At 69.3% G+C, this 14715-nt stretch carries 14 protein-coding genes; 6 read left to right on the top strand and 8 right to left on the bottom strand.

Features of this window, described 5'->3' with window-relative positions; genetic code table 11:
- Nucleotides 1-7: 7 nt before the first annotated feature.
- Genes LK09_RS01915 through LK09_RS01905 form a run of 3 tightly spaced genes read right to left on the bottom strand, consistent with a single transcriptional unit; the run spans nucleotide 8 to nucleotide 2815 of the window.
- The gene (locus tag LK09_RS01915) at nucleotides 8-613 is read right to left on the bottom strand and encodes an HD domain-containing protein (RefSeq protein ID WP_039395149.1); all 606 of its coding nucleotides are present in this window, start codon (nucleotides 611-613) and stop codon (nucleotides 8-10) included.
- A gap of 20 nt (nucleotides 614-633) precedes the next feature.
- Entirely contained in the window at nucleotides 634-1329 is a 696-nt protein-coding gene (locus tag LK09_RS01910; RefSeq protein ID WP_039395146.1) for an IclR family transcriptional regulator, read from the bottom strand.
- Nucleotides 1322-2815, bottom strand: coding sequence for an APC family permease (locus LK09_RS01905; RefSeq protein WP_039395142.1), 1494 nt, complete (start codon nucleotides 2813-2815; stop codon nucleotides 1322-1324). Before LK09_RS01905 ends, LK09_RS01910 begins: the two co-directional genes overlap by 8 nt.
- A 202-nt stretch (nucleotides 2816-3017) precedes the next feature.
- On the opposite strand from LK09_RS01905, the gene LK09_RS01900 reads away from it, so the two are divergent.
- The 5 genes from LK09_RS01900 to LK09_RS01880 all read left to right on the top strand — a co-directional run bounded on the left by LK09_RS01900 (nucleotide 3018) and on the right by LK09_RS01880 (nucleotide 9783).
- Entirely contained in the window at nucleotides 3018-4493 is a 1476-nt protein-coding gene (locus tag LK09_RS01900) for an APC family permease (protein ID WP_039395139.1), read from the top strand.
- A 24-nt stretch (nucleotides 4494-4517) separates the two neighbouring features.
- Nucleotides 4518-6530 carry a primary-amine oxidase gene (locus tag LK09_RS01895; protein WP_039395136.1) on the top strand — a complete coding sequence of 671 codons (2013 nt, stop codon included), beginning with the start codon at nucleotides 4518-4520 and terminating at the stop codon, nucleotides 6528-6530.
- Nucleotides 6531-7073, top strand: a complete 543-nt coding sequence (locus tag LK09_RS01890; RefSeq protein WP_039395133.1) for a hypothetical protein — start codon at nucleotides 6531-6533, stop codon at nucleotides 7071-7073.
- Nucleotides 7074-7177: 104 nt separating this feature from the next.
- On the top strand, nucleotides 7178-8548 hold the full coding sequence (locus tag LK09_RS20485) for a serine/threonine-protein kinase (RefSeq protein WP_156138612.1): 1371 nt from the start codon (nucleotides 7178-7180) through the stop codon (nucleotides 8546-8548).
- 173 nt (nucleotides 8549-8721) lie between these two features.
- Entirely contained in the window at nucleotides 8722-9783 is a 1062-nt protein-coding gene (locus LK09_RS01880) for an acyltransferase family protein (protein ID WP_052226300.1), read from the top strand.
- Here the strand turns inward: LK09_RS01880 and LK09_RS01875 are convergent.
- The 4 genes from LK09_RS01875 to LK09_RS01860 all read right to left on the bottom strand — a co-directional run bounded on the left by LK09_RS01875 (nucleotide 9728) and on the right by LK09_RS01860 (nucleotide 13327).
- Entirely contained in the window at nucleotides 9728-10930 is a 1203-nt protein-coding gene (locus tag LK09_RS01875; protein WP_039395130.1) for a hypothetical protein, read from the bottom strand. The genes LK09_RS01880 and LK09_RS01875 overlap by 56 nt on opposite strands.
- 1 nt (nucleotide 10931) lies before the next feature.
- The gene (locus LK09_RS21345) at nucleotides 10932-12281 is read right to left on the bottom strand and encodes a hypothetical protein (protein WP_156138611.1); all 1350 of its coding nucleotides are present in this window, start codon (nucleotides 12279-12281) and stop codon (nucleotides 10932-10934) included.
- 223 nt (nucleotides 12282-12504) lie between these two features.
- Nucleotides 12505-12714: a hypothetical protein gene (locus LK09_RS01865; protein ID WP_039395123.1), complete on the bottom strand. Its 210-nt coding sequence runs from the start codon at nucleotides 12712-12714 to the stop codon at nucleotides 12505-12507.
- 49 nt (nucleotides 12715-12763) lie between these two features.
- Entirely contained in the window at nucleotides 12764-13327 is a 564-nt protein-coding gene (locus tag LK09_RS01860) for a dihydrofolate reductase family protein (RefSeq protein ID WP_039395120.1), read from the bottom strand.
- Between the two features lie 89 nt (nucleotides 13328-13416).
- Here LK09_RS01860 and LK09_RS01855 point away from each other — a divergent pair, with 89 nt between their 5' ends.
- Entirely contained in the window at nucleotides 13417-13884 is a 468-nt protein-coding gene (locus LK09_RS01855; protein ID WP_082007990.1) for a nucleoside deaminase, read from the top strand.
- A gap of 9 nt (nucleotides 13885-13893) precedes the next feature.
- Here the strand turns inward: LK09_RS01855 and LK09_RS01850 are convergent, their stop codons facing one another.
- Nucleotides 13894-14676 carry a YrzE family protein gene (locus LK09_RS01850; protein WP_231562926.1) on the bottom strand — a complete coding sequence of 261 codons (783 nt, stop codon included), beginning with the start codon at nucleotides 14674-14676 and terminating at the stop codon, nucleotides 13894-13896.
- Between the last annotated feature and the right edge of the window lie 39 nt (nucleotides 14677-14715).

Raw genomic sequence — 14715 nt, 5'->3', positions numbered from 1 at the left:
GGGGAGCTCAGCCGAGGCGTTCCAGGGGGTTGTCCTGGAGCTTGCGGACGACGCCGCCGTCGACGAGGCGGCGAGCCGACGTCGCGGGCTTGCGCGCGGCCTGCTCGACGACGCACGCGCCGAACACCGCGGCCAGGTCGCCGCGCGAGTAGCCGGCGAGCACCTCGCGGAGGAACTCCTCGGGCAGGGCGTCCGCCCCGACGCCGGAGATGTCGAGCCCGGTGGCCGTCTCGAGCAGGTGCCCCTCGACGTCGAACTGCGGGTCGACGCTCGGCCAGTTGTGACGGACGACCACCTCGAGCACCCGCTGCCGGCGCTCGGCCGGCCAGCCGGCACCCGCCGTGAGCGCGACGGCGACGTGTCCGCCGGCGTGCTCGTACGAGATCGTGTGGTTGTCGAACTCGGTCACCGTGCCGATGTCGTGCAGCAGCGCGGCGGTGTAGAGCAGCTCGTGGTCGACGTCCTCGAGCCCGGCGACCACGGCGAACCCCTCCGCCCACAGCCACGACCGGATCGCATGCGCGGTGATCGACGGCGGCTGATACGCGACGGCGAGGGCATAGGCGCCGCGCGCGGCGGCGGTGTCGGGCACGGGAAAGTCGGCGATGCGCATGGACACAGCCTGGCACGGCGTCAGGACAACAGCGGACCGAGTTGCTCGGCGGCGGACTGCAGCCGGCGCACGAGCACCCCCGGATCGGCGACGCGATCGCTCGGCCCGGAGTACCCGACGGCTCCGGCCGGCATCCCGCCGGCACCCCGGATCGGCACTGCGATGCATCCGTACCCGCGGATGAGCTCGCCCATCTGGCGTGTCGCGCCCCACTGCTCGAGGTCGGCCGCCGCCGCGTCGACGACGGGTCCGGATGCCTGGGAGGCCGCAAGCAGGAGCCGCCCGATGGCGGTGCGCTCCGGCTCGCGGGTCAATCTCAGAGGATCGCGCAGCGGAAAGTCGGGGTCGGCGTCGACGATGAAGACGCGTCCGTTGTCGAATCTCGCGATGTGGATGCCGCCGCGGATGTCGGCCCGGAGCTCGGCGACGACGTCCCGAGCGGCGGAGGGAAGCCGCGCCGGGGCGGCGAACGCGGCGAGCTGGATGACCTTCGCCCCGAGCGCGAAGCCGGCCAGGTCGGGGGTGCGCACGAGGTACTCGTCCTGCACGAGCAGGTTCAGCAGCCGGTAGGTGGTGGCGCGCGGCAGCCCGAGCGCGACCGACACCTCGCGGGCGGTCGTGCCCGCGCCCAGTTCGGCGACGGCCTCGAGGACGGTGAGCGCGCTGTGGATCGCGCGCGGCTGGCGGGCGGTCAGGGTCGGTGCGGGGTCAGTCACCGTCCGCCTCCCGCGCGACGCCTCCGAGCACCTGGGCGGCGACCGGCTCGTCGTAGGCGCCGATCGACGACGCGACGCGGCGCATCCGGAGCCGTCGCCACGCGACGGCCGCACCCAGCGCGACCGCCAGCGCCAGCGCCACCCACACGCCTCCGTTGCCGGCCAGCACCTCGACGACCAGGTACACCGCCAGACCCGTCGCGAGGAGGATCGCGCCCGCGATCGCCGTCGCGCCCACCCGCCACGTCAGCTCGCCGATCCGCCGCAGGAACACGGGCGCGGCGACGCACACCAGACCGTACGCGACGATGAAGCCGATCGCGGAGACGACGATCATCGCCTGCATCGCCGGCCAGGCATCCACCCCCGCGGCGACGACGGCGAGCGGCACGACCACCACGACCGGCACGGCGACGAGGACGGCGCCGATGGGCGTGTGCAGCCGGGGATGCGTGCGACCGACGACCGCCGGGGCGACTCCGTCGCGGCCGAGTGCGAACAGGATCCGGGTGAACGCGGTGGTCGACGCGATCGCGCAGGCGAGGAAGGATGCCGCGATTCCCACGTCGATGACCACGCCCCAGCCGTCGAGGCCGTGACGGGCGGCGAGCGTGTTCACCGGCGAGCCCGAGCCGCCGAGGTCGAGACCGAGCGCGCGGAAGCCGGCGACCTGGGTGTATGCGGCCAGGATGTACAGGGCGCCCGAGACGATCACGGTCCACACGATCGCGCGCGGGATGTTCCGCAGCGGCCGGTGGGCTTCGACGCCGAGGGTCGCCGCGCTCTCGAAGCCGACGAACGCGGTGAGCGCGAGCATCGTGCCGGCCGCGAGCGCCGTGGGCGACAGGCCGGCGGCAGGCAGGATCGCCCCGACGTCGAGGGGGCCGATCGTGACGACGAGCACGACGAGCAGCGACACGATGATCGCCATCGAGATCACCTCGACGACGAGGGCCAGCCGCGTGGACAGCCGGATGCCCCGCACCAGCACGACCGCCAGCACGATGCCTTCGGCCAGCAGCACGAGGATCGTCGGTCCGGGTCCGGCTGCCGCCGGCCACACGCGCTGCAGCAGCATGAGCACGTAGTGCGCACCGCCGAGGAGGGCGAAGATCGCGACGAAGGCGTAGGCGACGAGGATCGCCGCACCGGTTGTGATCGCGGCGACCGGGCCGAGCCCCTTCGCCGCATAGGTGTAGAGCGACCCGCTGGTGACCATGCGCCGGGCGAACTCGCCCACGGTGCGGGCCACGAGCAGGGCGACGAGGCCCGCGAGCAGCACTGAGAGCACGGTCTGGTCGCCCGCGACGCCCGAGACGAGCAGGATCATCGTGGTCGCCGCCGCCGAAGGCGCCACCGCGGCCACCGACTGCGCGAGCACGTCGACGAACCCCACGCTGCGCCGGTCGAGACCGTCCAGGGGCGAGCGTCCGGCGAAGTCGCGGACGGGGGCGGGGCGGGCGATCGCCCGCTCGAGTGCGGTCATCGGGAACCTCCGCGCCCGACGCTAGCCGGGGCCCGTTGCCCGTCGGATTCTGCCGTGTTTCGCGCACGTGTCCTCGAATGAGACGCCCCGAGCGGGTCGTCCCGTTCGGGGTGCGCGAGGCTTCACACCGCCGAGACGGTGGCGCAACGCGGCACCGGCAGGCTCGGGGCATCCGTCGTCCTCCCCTCGAAGGGACCGTCCCATGACCCAGCTCGAAGACCCCGTCGTCGCGGCATCCTCCAAGCGGATGCTGCGCGGCTCGCTCGGCGTGACCGCCATCGTGTTCATGGTGGTGGCCGCCGCCGCCCCCCTGACCGTCGTCGGCGGTGCCGCACCGCTCGGCATCCTGCTCGGCAACGGCGTGGGGTTCCCCGCCCTGTACGCCGTCTCGGCCGTCATCCTGCTGCTGTTCGCGGTGGGACTTGCCGCCATGACCCGCCACGTGCCCAAGCCCGGCGCGTTCTTCACCTACGTCGGCTACGGTCTCGGCCGCTCGAGCGGCCTGGCCGCGGCGTGGATCGCGATGCTCGCCTACACGACCATCCAGATCGCCGTGTACGGCTACATCGGCTACATCCTCGGCTACACCGCCGACACGTACCTGCACGTGAACGTGCCGTGGTGGCTGTACTCGCTGGTCGTCATCGGGCTGGTCGGCGTGCTCGGATACCGGCACATCGACCTGTCCAGCAAGGTGCTCGCGGTGGTGCTCGTCGCCGAGGTCGGGATCGTGCTCGTGCTGGTCGCGGCCGTCGTCGTGCAGGGCGGCGCGCAGGGCCTCAGCCTCGCACCATTCCAGCCCGCGAACGTCGTCAGCGGATCGCCCGGCGTCGGCCTGATGATGGCGATCGCCGCCTTCATCGGTTTCGAGGCGACCGCGATCTTCCGCGACGAGGCCCGCCAGCCGCACAAGACGATTCCCCGCGCCACCTACACGGCCGTGATCGGCATCGGCGTCTTCTACACGCTCGCCGCCTGGGGGCTCGTGATGGCGTGGGGTCCCGACCACGTCGTCGCCGAAGCCGCGAAGGACCCGGGCAGCCTCATCCTCCGCACGATGGCGGCCTACCTCGGCACGGCCGGCGAGGTCATCACGAACGTGCTGCTGATCACGTCGATGTTCGCCTGCGTGCTGTCGTTCCACAACGTCATCACCCGGTACCAGCACTCGATGTCCAACGCCGGCGTGCTGCCCGAGCGGGTCGGCTCCGTGCACCACCGGCACCTGTCGCCGCACGTCTCGTCGCTCGTGCAGACCGTCACCGCGGTGCTTCTCACGATCGTGTTCGCCGTGCTCCAGCTCGATCCGGTGCTGGCGGTGTTCACCTGGTTCTCCGGGGTCGCGACCGTCGCGATCGCGCTGCTCATGGCGGCGACGTCGGTGGCGGTGATCATCTACTTCCGCCGGACCGAGAAGGATGCCCGCCTGTGGAACACGGTGATCGCCCCGGCCCTGGGGTTCGTCGGCCTGATCCTTTCGACCGTGCTCATCGTGGCGAACTTCCCGGTGATGGTCGGCGACACCGACGCGAAGGGCGATCCGGCGTTCGGACCGCTCAGCTGGTTCCTGCTGCTGCTGGTCGTCGTGTTCCCCGTCATCGGGTACGTGCAGGCCTGGTGGATCCGCACCCGCCGCCCGGCCGCCTACGCCAAGCTCATCGACACCATCGCCGCCTGACCACGATCCGACCGGAGAAGAGACATGACCATCACCGACATCGCATCCGTCCCGGCCTTCGCGGCGCCCCCGGCGCCGCAGCATCCGCTCTCGTCGTTGACCGCGGCCGAGATCGACGCCGTCCGGGGCATCGTGCGGGGCCTGGCCGAGACGACCGAGTGGACGCGCTTCGCGTACGTGGGGCTCGAGGAGCCGGCCAAGGGCGAGGTGCTCGCCTGGCAGGAGGACGACGGTCCGCTGCCCGAACGCCGGGCGCGCGTGCAGCTGCTGGACATGCGGTCCGCGCGGTCCACGGACCTCGTCGTCTCGATCGAGACCGGCACCGTGCTGCGCACGAGCGTGCTCGACGGCTCGGACGGCCAGCTCCCGATCCTCGACGCCGAGTTCGAGGAGGTCGGGGTGATCGCGAACGCCGACGAACGGTGGGTGGCGGCGCTCGCGGCCCGCGGGCTCACGGTCGACGACGTCGTCCTGGTGCCGCTCTCGGCCGGGCATTACGGGTTCGCGGCCGAGAAGGGGCGCCGCATCCTGCGCACCTTCGCGTTCCAGCAGTTCTCACCGTCCGACCACCCGTGGGCGCACCCCGTCGACGGCCTGACCGCCTACATCGACGTCGCCGACCGCACCGTGATCGAGATCATCGACACCCCCGGGTTCGAGATCCCGCAGACGAGCGGCAACTTCGACGATCCCGAGCTCCAGGGTCCGCCGCTCGAGGGCCTGAAGCCGATCGAGATCTCCCAGCCGCAGGGGTCGAGCTTCACGGTCGACGGCGAGGAGATCACCTGGGGACAGTGGCGCCTGCGGATCGGATTCGACACCCGCGAGGGGCTCATCCTGCGCCAGCTCGCGTTCGCCGATCGCCCGGTCATGTACCGCGGGTCCATCAGCGAGATGATCGTCCCCTACGCGGACCCGGCGCCCAACCGCTTCTGGCAGAACTACTTCGACACCGGCGAGTACCTGTTCGGCCGGTACACGAACGAGCTGGAGCTCGGCTGCGACTGCGTCGGCGACATCACCTATCTGGATGCCACCCTGGCCGACGAGCTCGGCTCGCCGCGCACGGTTCGCAACGGCATCTGCCTGCACGAGGAGGACTTCGGGTCGCTGTGGAAGCACACCGACCTGTTCACCGGGTCGAGCGAGGTGCGCCGCCAGCGGCGCCTCGTGATCTCCTTCTTCACGACCGTCGGCAACTACGACTACGGATTCTTCTGGTACCTGTACCTGGACGGCACGATCGAGTGCGAGGCGAAGCTCACCGGCATCCTCTTCACCTCCGCCTACCCGGGCCCGCAGGACGACGGATCGTCCTACCCGTTCGCATCTCAGGTGGCACCGGGACTCGGCGCGCCGTACCACCAGCACCTCTTCTCGGCGCGTCTGGACATGACCGTCGACGGGGTCGCGAACGTCGTCAACGAGATCGATGCGGTGCGGCTGCCGATCTCCGAGACGAATCCGTACGGCAATGCGTTCACCAAGTCCGTGACCCCCATCGTCTCCGAGAAGGTGTCGGGCCGCGTCGCCGACGGGGCCGCGAACCGCGTGTGGCAGATCGCCTCGACCGAGAAGGCCACCGAGCAGGGGCAGCCCACGTCGTACGTGCTGTTCCCGACCGAGACGCCGACGCTCATGGCGGATGCCGCGGCATCCGTCACCGCCCGGGCCGCGTTCGCGACGAAGAACCTGTTCGTCACCAAGTACGACCCCGATGAGCGGTACGCGGCGGGCGACTTCGTCAACCAGAATCCGGGCGGGGCCGGCATCCCGCAGTTCATCGCGGGCGACGAGCCGCTCGTCGGCGAGGACGTCGTGCTGTGGCACACGTTCGGGCTGACGCACTTCCCGCGCAACGAGGACTGGCCGGTGATGCCGATGGACTACGCGAAGTTCACGCTGAAGCCGTACAACTTCTTCGAGCGCAACCCGACGCTGAACGTGCCCGCGCCGGCGAGCGATCACTGCGCTCCCGGTCACGGGTCGCACGCGGACGGTCACGGCCACGGCGCGCACGGCCACCACAATCAGTAGATGGGCGAGATCCTCCATCTCTGGGCGCTCGCGCCCGCCGCGGTCGGCACCTGCTGCATGGCAGCCGACCGCCGGCGGGCGCGGGTGCCCGAGCTCGTGGCCTCCGCGGTCATGCTGCTTGCGATGCTCGACCTCGTCCGGGAGGAGCCGCTCGTCGTCCCGATCGTGTGGGCCGCCCTGCTGCTGGTCTCGGCGATGGCCCTCGCCGCCGTGCGCGGCGTGCAGCGGCGGCGCGCGGATGCCTCGCCGACGGTCGCGGGTTCCGTGGGGATGACGGTGCACTCCACGATCGGCATGGTCGTGATGGCCGCCCTCGTGGCGATGATGGGCCATCACACGGCATCGGGCACGGCGCCGGTGACCGGCATGGCGGGGATGCACGCGGGCGGGGGCGGATTGCCGGCGCTCGTCGCGCTCGCGGTGGGCGTGTACGCGGTGGCATCCGTCGTCGCGGCGCTCCGTGCGCACACCCGACTCGACCGGGGCCAGTTCGTCGCGATGGGCGCGTCGACCGCGCTCATGGCGCTCGCCGTCCTGGTGTGAGGGGTATCTCGCGCAGAATGTCAACCCCTGCGGCCTGATCGCCGTGCCGCGTTACCTTTCTGAGGTCGGCGTGAGCTGCGGCAGCGGCGGCGAGGAGGGATGACGTGACTGCAGTGGGACTGGCGCAAACGGCGGCGCTTCTGGACGACCGGTACGCACTGCACGAGCGCGTCGGGGTCGGCGGGATGGCCGAGATCTATCGCGCCGAGGATGTCGTCCTCGGCCGCACGGTGGCGATCAAGCTGATGCGCTCCGACGCGGAGGTGCTCGCTTCGCCCGCGCGGGTGCAGCGGGAGGCGGATGCCCTGGCGACCCTGAACCATCCCGGCGTGGTGACGCTGCTGGATGCGCGGATCGACGGGGGCGACCCGCGCTACCTGGTCATGGAGTTCGTCGACGGACCGACGCTCGCCGACCTGCTCGGCAACGGGCCGCTCCCGGCCGGTTCGGTCGTGCGGCTCGCCGCGGATGTCGCTACGGCGCTCCAGGCCGTGCACGGCGCGAACCTGGTGCACCGCGACATCAAGCCCTCGAACCTTCTGCTGGCACCCTCGTCCCGGCCCGGCCAGCGCTTCGACGTGAAACTCGCCGACTTCGGGCTTGCCCAGGTGGTTGGCTCGCCGTCGGTCACCTCACCGGGAATCGTGTTCGGTACGGCGGCGTACATCGCCCCGGAGCAGGCCCGCGGCGAGGGGAGCGGGCCGCCGGCGGACATCTACGCGTTCGGTCTGGTGCTGCTGGAGGCCCTCACGGGGCAGCGCGCCTTCGGCGAAGGGGCCGGGGCGGGCGTCGTGGTGGCGCGCCTCCTCGACGACCCGGTCGTGCCGGAGTCCGTCGACCCGCAGTGGGCGCAGCTGATCCGCCGAATGACCGCCGCGGATCCGGGTGAGCGGCCGACGGCGGCGGAGGTCGTCGAGACCCTCGCCGGGCTGCCGGCTCCCGTCATCCGCCCCGTTCCGCATGCCGTCGACGGGCCGCGCCCCGAGAACGTGGATGCCCGGACGGCGGTGGTCGAGATCCCGCCCGTGCCGCGGGTTCGAACCCGGCACCGGGCGCGCCGTCGGCGCCGGCTGCGCCCGCTCGTGGCCGTCGCCTCCGTCGCGGCAGGGCTCGCGTGCATCCTCATGCTCGTGATCGGCTTCGCCACTCAGGGGGCTGCGACCGAGGCCACAAACCCCGGGGCTGTCCCGTCCATCGCACCGGGCGCCGTCCCGGACGACGATCCGCCGGTCATGGCGACCTCGGTCACCAAGGCGCAACCGGCTGCGAGCACCCCGCAGCCGGCTGCCGTGCGGACGACAGCCCCCGCCGCGAAGACGCCCTCGGGACAAGCGAAGGCGGCCGGTCACGACAACGGCCACCCGGGTCAGGGAAGCCCGTCGAGCAACCGCGGAAACGGCAACGGGAACGCGCACACGCAGCCCAGCTCCCCGAAACACGGCTCGGGCAAGGGCGGCCCCGGCGGAGCGCCCTGACGAATTGGCGCCCGATTCGTTGCGACGGGGGACTGTGGTGGCCGCCGGGGGACCGCTCCGTGCAAGGTGGACTACTCACCAGGCGATGAACGCCTACGCAAGTTGGCTCGGTCGACTACTCAAAAGGTGGCTGTTGGCGGTTGACGTGCTCGTCCCGCCCGTATCGTGGCGCGATGCACAACACGCGGTTCGATGCCCGTCGGAACAGTCTGAACGCGATCCGGCTCGGGCTCGCGGTGATGGTGATCGTTGCGCACTCGTGGCCACTGAGTGGTCGAGCGGAGCCTCAGTTCGTTGGTGAGTACAACGAGCCCGGGGCGTGGGCGGTGGCGGGGTTCTTCGTGATCTCCGGTTACCTGATCACGATGAGCCGGGATCGTACGAGCCTCGGCCCGTTCCTGTGGCGCAGGTTTCTTCGCATCTACCCGGGCTTCCTGGTGGCGATCGTGTTGACCGCATTCGTTCTTGCACCCGTCTCTGCGTTGGTGACAGGGGAGTACTCCTTCGCGCCGGCCATCGAGTATGTGGTGAAGAATCTCGCCCTGTACAACCTCACCTTCGACATTCCGGGCACCCTCGCCAGCGCGCCGTTTCCGGGTGCTTGGAACGGCTCTCTGTGGACATTGTTCTTCGAGGCGCTCTGCTATGTCGGCATCGGTCTTGCCGTGAGTTTGGTGCCGAGTCGCTGGCTGGGCCGTGTGCTCATGGCCGTTCTCGTCGCGGGCACTGCTGTGACCGCGATTCACGTCGCCTTCGGTGTTCTTCAGGTGAACCTCGTCCTGCACCTGGTGCGCCTCGGAACCTACTTCGCGGCCGGTGCGCTGATGTACGTCTACCATGATCGCGTTCCGCTGAACTGGCTGTTGGGGACCGCTGCCGCTGTCGCCGCGGTGGCGACCGTGGTGGCGGGGACATTCCAGTTCCTGTCACCGATCCCGCTTGCGTACCTGGCAGTGTGGGCGGGAGCGGTGCTGCCGCTGCACCGGGTCGGCGCGACCAGTGACATCTCGTACGGGATGTACATCTACGCCTTCCCGGTGCAGCAACTGCTGGCAATCACGATCGGCGCGCACACGTCACTGGTCGTGTTCATGCTGCTGTCGATCGTGCTTACGATTCCATTTGCGTGGGCGAGCTGGCGATTCATCGAGCAGCCCGCGATGCGGCTGCGTCGACTTGTCACTGAACGGCGATCCGTTCCGGCGCGCCCCAGTGACGCGGCGCCCACTCGGTGAGCGCCCACGGGAACGCCGCCATTGAGAAGGCATCCTCGGGTCTTCGACCTTCGGCGGCGTTCGCCTGCCGATACTTGGTGCTGAGATCGCCTTGGGGCGACCAGGGGTCTACGCCAAGGAACTGTTGCTCGTAGGATCCAGGTTCGGCGTTGAACGCGTGTACCCAGTTGTTCGAGTCTGTGCACACCATGCCGTATCGCTGGATTGCTCGGATCACCACCCGGAGGAACGGCGAGTACGGTCCGGTCGGCGACAGGTCGAGGGTTGCTGGCAGCCGAGCCCATTGACCATGGATTGGTACCTGATCGGCCGGATCTGGAGTGTCGCCATCGCCCGACTGGGCGGGCCAGGACGCGCCTCTAGTGACGTACCTCGCACCGTTGGGATCAATCGCTTCGCCGAGGCTGTCAGGCACCGCCATGTTGGCGCAGGTGAACGCGATCGCATGGTCGATCTGCCCCTTGCGAACGCCGGCGATGTCAATCCACCCGGCCCAGTTGTGCATGCGCACGACGGTATTCGAGCCCTGCTGGAGTTGCATAGCAAAGTTGCTTGCTTCCCACCTCGCGAGGTCGGGCTCGTACAGTGAGAAGCCTCCCGTTGAAGCACCGAACCGGTTCTCGAACCCCGCTGCTGCGGTGACCCAGTAGTACTCACGGATCAGGCCCGTGCCGATGTCGATGATCACGACCGAGGAGTCTTCCCCGCCCTGCAGCGCGGTCGAGTCGAGCCATGCGGGCCATGGAACCCAGCCGCTGAGGATCTGCTTCCCGTAACCGCTTCGTCCGAACCCGCTGCAGTCCATGTAGATGTGGTCGCATCCGGGCATCCGTGAGTCGACGATGATCGGGTTGACCGGATGGGTGCCGCTCACGCTGGTGTTGAGTGCCGTCGGCCCGAATCCGGCCCCGTAGTTGATATGGGTTGCCATCCAGTTCGCTTGGGCCGCCGAGTTCCTGGCGACGGGCATTGCGGACACATCGCGTGTGAAGACGGACCCCTCTGCGAGGTAGGGGTCGAACGGGGACCGGCGGATGGTGGTGTAGTCCGCCTGCAACGTGCGCCATTGTTTGGCGTCCCACCCCCGCTGGCTGACCGGCCGCCACCGGTCGGTAGCGGGATCAAACAGCCGCGCAAGGTTACCCATCTCAGAAACCGATCTTGCTGACCTTGAGGCTGTTCACGCTGAACGAGGATGTCGCTGATGTGTTCCGGAGCCAGACGCGCTTCGGGTGGGCTGTTGCGGAGCCCGGCAGATAGGAAGCCGCGTCGGAAAGGTCGTAGACGCGCACATTCCCTGACGGGTCCGTGACAGTCGCGGTGGTGCCATAGATCTGCAGCGTCCACAGACCTGGCTCCGGGATCAGCGTGTCACCGCTTCCACCGGGCGAGGTCGATCCGCCGCGCCCATTTGATGTGGTCAGCCCGGCATGAGTGGGGTCGAGAACGAGCTCGACGTATCCTTCGGGCGTAGCCTGGTCGCGAAGAGAGAGGTTGAAGGCGCCACGCGTTGCGCCGGACATGGCTGTGACATCGATCTCGGCGCGAATGTTCTTGCAGCCCGGGTTCAACGGCAGCATTGCGATGCCCGTGGATCCAGAGCTCACGGCGTGGCCGGAGCCGTCGATGTTCCATGCAATGCCTGTCTTCCATGCTCCCGTCTGCGTCCCACCGAGAGCGTTGTCCGGCACGCGACCGGTGATATCCGTTGCGGCGGCCCCGCTGAAACTGTCAGATACCATGACCGTGAGCTCGGTCGGATCTGGGAAATCGTGGACGAACGGTCGAACGCCCGAAGCCAACACGTATCCCGGCTTCGGCATGGGGGTGATCAAGACACTGCGTGGGTAAGTGCCGGACGTCGTCAGGGTGGCCCCTGGCGAGAGCGTCGCACCAACGCCTCCACCACCCGAGGTCCACACATATTCCGCACCGACGACACCACTAGGAACGGTGAAGGTTGAAGTGGCGTCGTTCCACGCCGGGGCTGGAGGAAGCACCGGAACGGGTGCTTCGTACGACGCGGGATCGAGCCACAGCACGGGGACGCCGTTCCTGGTGGTCTGCTCAGGCGGCGTCTCGGAGAGGACGGGGTAAAAGCCCCAATCAGCCGGTTCGGTTCTGCCCCCAGAACCCAGCGCCGTCGCGATGGCGACCTCCATAACCCCAGGCGCCAGACCCGACTTCATGACTGTTCCGATCACGCTTGACATCCTGATGGTGCAAGTCGCCGATTTGAGCACGACTGCAGCTGGTTCCCCAGCGACGCGGAAGTCGGGAATCGAGGCTCGATCTGACGACATGAACGGTTCCAGAACTGCGCCGGATGCCCGATCTCTCACCTCAAGCGGGGTCGTAAAGCCGGTGTCGGACGGGAGGAACGCCTGCAGTGTCGTGTTTCGCTGGGGCTCTCCGTTGTCGGGGTCGACGATCGTGCTGCCTGCGAAGTAGTCGTGGATGTGGTCCATGGAGAGCTCCTGGAAGGTCGAAGTGGTCATCGGCAACAACAAACCTTTCGCAGCGCAAAGGCCCCCTCCCCGTTCATCAGCCCTGATTGAGTAGTCCGATGCTCGTTTTTGAGTGTTGCATCGCGGTTCCGCACAGCAACCGATATCTCGTCTGCCCGTACTCGGTGAGTCGGCTTCCCCTTGGGCGCCCGACCATCAGCGGGTCTTTGTCCTGCTGACCGGGCGCCTTGCGGCGTCAGGCCGCCGCACGCGACTACCGGTCGTCGGGACCGTTGGATCGTGGCCCGGTCGCGGCCCAGAGGACGAGCCCGAATGCCGCCCAGATCGGAACCATCGTGATGAGGAACGGGCGGATCGTGTCGCTCGCCGAGTGCGAGTGAGCGTCGACTGCGACGAACACCAGAAGGGTGCCGAGGGCCAGCAGAAGGGACGCGACGGTCAGCACCAGCTTCTGCGCTCTCATGCGCCTGATTATCGCAAGGTCGGCGGCATGGCGGGAATCCGGGGCGCGGTCATCGTCGCGTCTCGTACCGCGTGAGAAGCACGCCGTCGGGGAACGGCCGCACCTCCACCAGGCGCAGGCTCACCCACGAGTCGAGGGCCGGGAAGAACGGCGTGCCGCCCCCGACCAGTGCCGGGTGGGTGACGATCGCATACTCGTCGATCAGTCCGGCCCGGACGGCGGTCGCCGCCAGGGTGGCGCCGCCGATGTCCATCGGCCCGCCGTCCTCGGACTTGAGCCGGGTGATCTCGGCGACGGCATCCTCGGTGACCAGTCGGGCGTTGCCGTCGACCGTGGTGAGCGTCGTGGAGAACACCGCCTTGGGCATCGCCCGCCAGCGACGGGCGTACTCGATGTGCGCCGGCGTCGCACCGGGCTGCTGGTCGGCGGTCGGCCAGTGGGAGTTCATCGTCTGCCACAGCCGGCGCCCGTACAGTGCGAGGCCAGTGGCGCCCACCCGGTCGGACCAGAACTGGAACAGCTCGTCGCTGGGTTCGCTCCAGCCGAGGTCGTCGCCGGGTGCCGCGATGTAGCCGTCCAGGCTGACGTTCATGCCGAAAGTGAGTTTGCGCATGGCGTCAGCCTGCTCCGGGTCGGCACGCGGCGTAAAGGGGCGATGCGGGAGGATGGGGGATCATCCGGTGAGAAGAAGGGATCGACGCCATGGCCGACGACGACCGAACCATGCTCCAGTCCGCGCTCGAGGCCGCCCGAGCGGGCGCCGCCACCGGGGGGATCCCGATCGGGTCGGCGCTGTTCATCGACGGCCGACTGGTCGCGACCGGGCACAACCGCCGGGTTCAGGATGCCAGCGTCATCCACCACGCGGAGATGAACTGCCTCGAGAACGCCGGTCGGCTGCCGGCCGCCGACTATGCTCGGGCGACGCTGGTCACCACCCTGTCGCCGTGCGACATGTGCACCGGGGCGGCGCTCCTCTACGGCATCCCTCGCGTCATCGTCGGCGAGAACCGCACCTTCGTCGGCGGGGAGGACCTGCTGCGCAGCCGGGGCGTGGAGGTCACCGTCCTCGACGACCCCGAGTGCGTCGAGCTGATGACCGCGTTCATCGCAGCCCACCCCGCCCTGTGGGCCGAGGACATCGGCGAGGACGAGTCCGACCGGCCGTGACCGCCCCGCTCAGCCGACGAGTCCGACGCGGTCGACCCGGCGGTGGTAGCGCATCCCGGAGATCCCGCCGAGGATCGCACCGCCCAGGCTCACGAGCGCCACGATGATCGCCGTGAGGATGCCGGAGAGGGTCAGCGCCCCTTCGTTCAGAGGGATGCGCGGGAAGCTGTTGAGGTTGCCGAGGATGTTGTACTGGCTGCCGAAGATGAGCCCGACGATCGCGACGATCACAGCGATGATCAGCGCCCACAGCCACACGGCGACGCCCTGCTTGGCCCCGTCGAAGCGGGCCATGCGGCCGGCCACGTAGCCTCCGCAGAAGTAGGCGACGAAGAGGATCACCACGAGGGCGATCGCGCCGATGATCCCCACCGTGGGGGCGTTCGCGTTCGCCTGGTTCGCGGCGCCCTGGGCGCTTCCGCCGGCCCGGCCGAGCCCGACCGCGGCGCCGGCGGCGGCGACGAGGGCGGTGAGGAGGATGCCGGTCCCGGCCGCGGTGAGCCAGCCGAAGAACGCCGACCCGAACTTCATGCCCCCGAACCGGCTCCGTTCCCGCTCGAGGACTTCTTCGCGGAGGGTGCGGGCGTCGTCGACGGGGACGGTGTCGTTGCGGACGGGGTGCGCGTCGTCCGCCGGAACGGCGTCTCGGCGGAGAGGGTGCGTGCGGTCGTCGGGGACGGTCTCTGCGCGAGGGGCCTCGCCCGGGACGGCTTCCCCGGGTCGCCGGGGCTCTTGAGGTGTGTTCTCGGACATGTCCCTGCTCCATTCGCCGTCGCGGTGGGTGGTCGTCATGGACGGGACGCTAGGCGGATGGCGGGCGAACGCGAAGGT

Source organism: Microbacterium mangrovi, from assembly GCF_000802305.1.
GTDB classification, from domain to species: Bacteria; Actinomycetota; Actinomycetes; order Actinomycetales; family Microbacteriaceae; genus Microbacterium; species Microbacterium mangrovi.
This window is presented reverse-complemented; position numbering and strand designations above follow the sequence as displayed.

Bases quoted from the DNA above. Each gene is read 5' to 3' on its own strand.
- LK09_RS01890 (WP_039395133.1), top strand. From the start codon at position 6,531: ATGGGCGAGATCCTCCATCTCTGGGCGCTCGCGCCCGCCGCGGTCGGC.
- LK09_RS21345 (WP_156138611.1), bottom strand. From the start codon at position 12,281: ATGACCACTTCGACCTTCCAGGAGCTCTCCATGGACCACATCCACGAC.
- LK09_RS01900 (WP_039395139.1), top strand. From the start codon at position 3,018: ATGACCCAGCTCGAAGACCCCGTCGTCGCGGCATCCTCCAAGCGGATG.
- LK09_RS01850 (WP_231562926.1), bottom strand. From the start codon at position 14,676: ATGACGACCACCCACCGCGACGGCGAATGGAGCAGGGACATGTCCGAG.
- LK09_RS01880 (WP_052226300.1), top strand. From the start codon at position 8,722: ATGCACAACACGCGGTTCGATGCCCGTCGGAACAGTCTGAACGCGATC.
- LK09_RS01865 (WP_039395123.1), bottom strand. From the start codon at position 12,714: ATGAGAGCGCAGAAGCTGGTGCTGACCGTCGCGTCCCTTCTGCTGGCC.
- LK09_RS01855 (WP_082007990.1), top strand. From the start codon at position 13,417: ATGGCCGACGACGACCGAACCATGCTCCAGTCCGCGCTCGAGGCCGCC.
- LK09_RS01875 (WP_039395130.1), bottom strand. From the start codon at position 10,930: ATGGGTAACCTTGCGCGGCTGTTTGATCCCGCTACCGACCGGTGGCGG.
- LK09_RS01915 (WP_039395149.1), bottom strand. From the start codon at position 613: ATGCGCATCGCCGACTTTCCCGTGCCCGACACCGCCGCCGCGCGCGGC.
- LK09_RS01905 (WP_039395142.1), bottom strand. From the start codon at position 2,815: ATGACCGCACTCGAGCGGGCGATCGCCCGCCCCGCCCCCGTCCGCGAC.
- LK09_RS01895 (WP_039395136.1), top strand. From the start codon at position 4,518: ATGACCATCACCGACATCGCATCCGTCCCGGCCTTCGCGGCGCCCCCG.
- LK09_RS01860 (WP_039395120.1), bottom strand. From the start codon at position 13,327: ATGCGCAAACTCACTTTCGGCATGAACGTCAGCCTGGACGGCTACATC.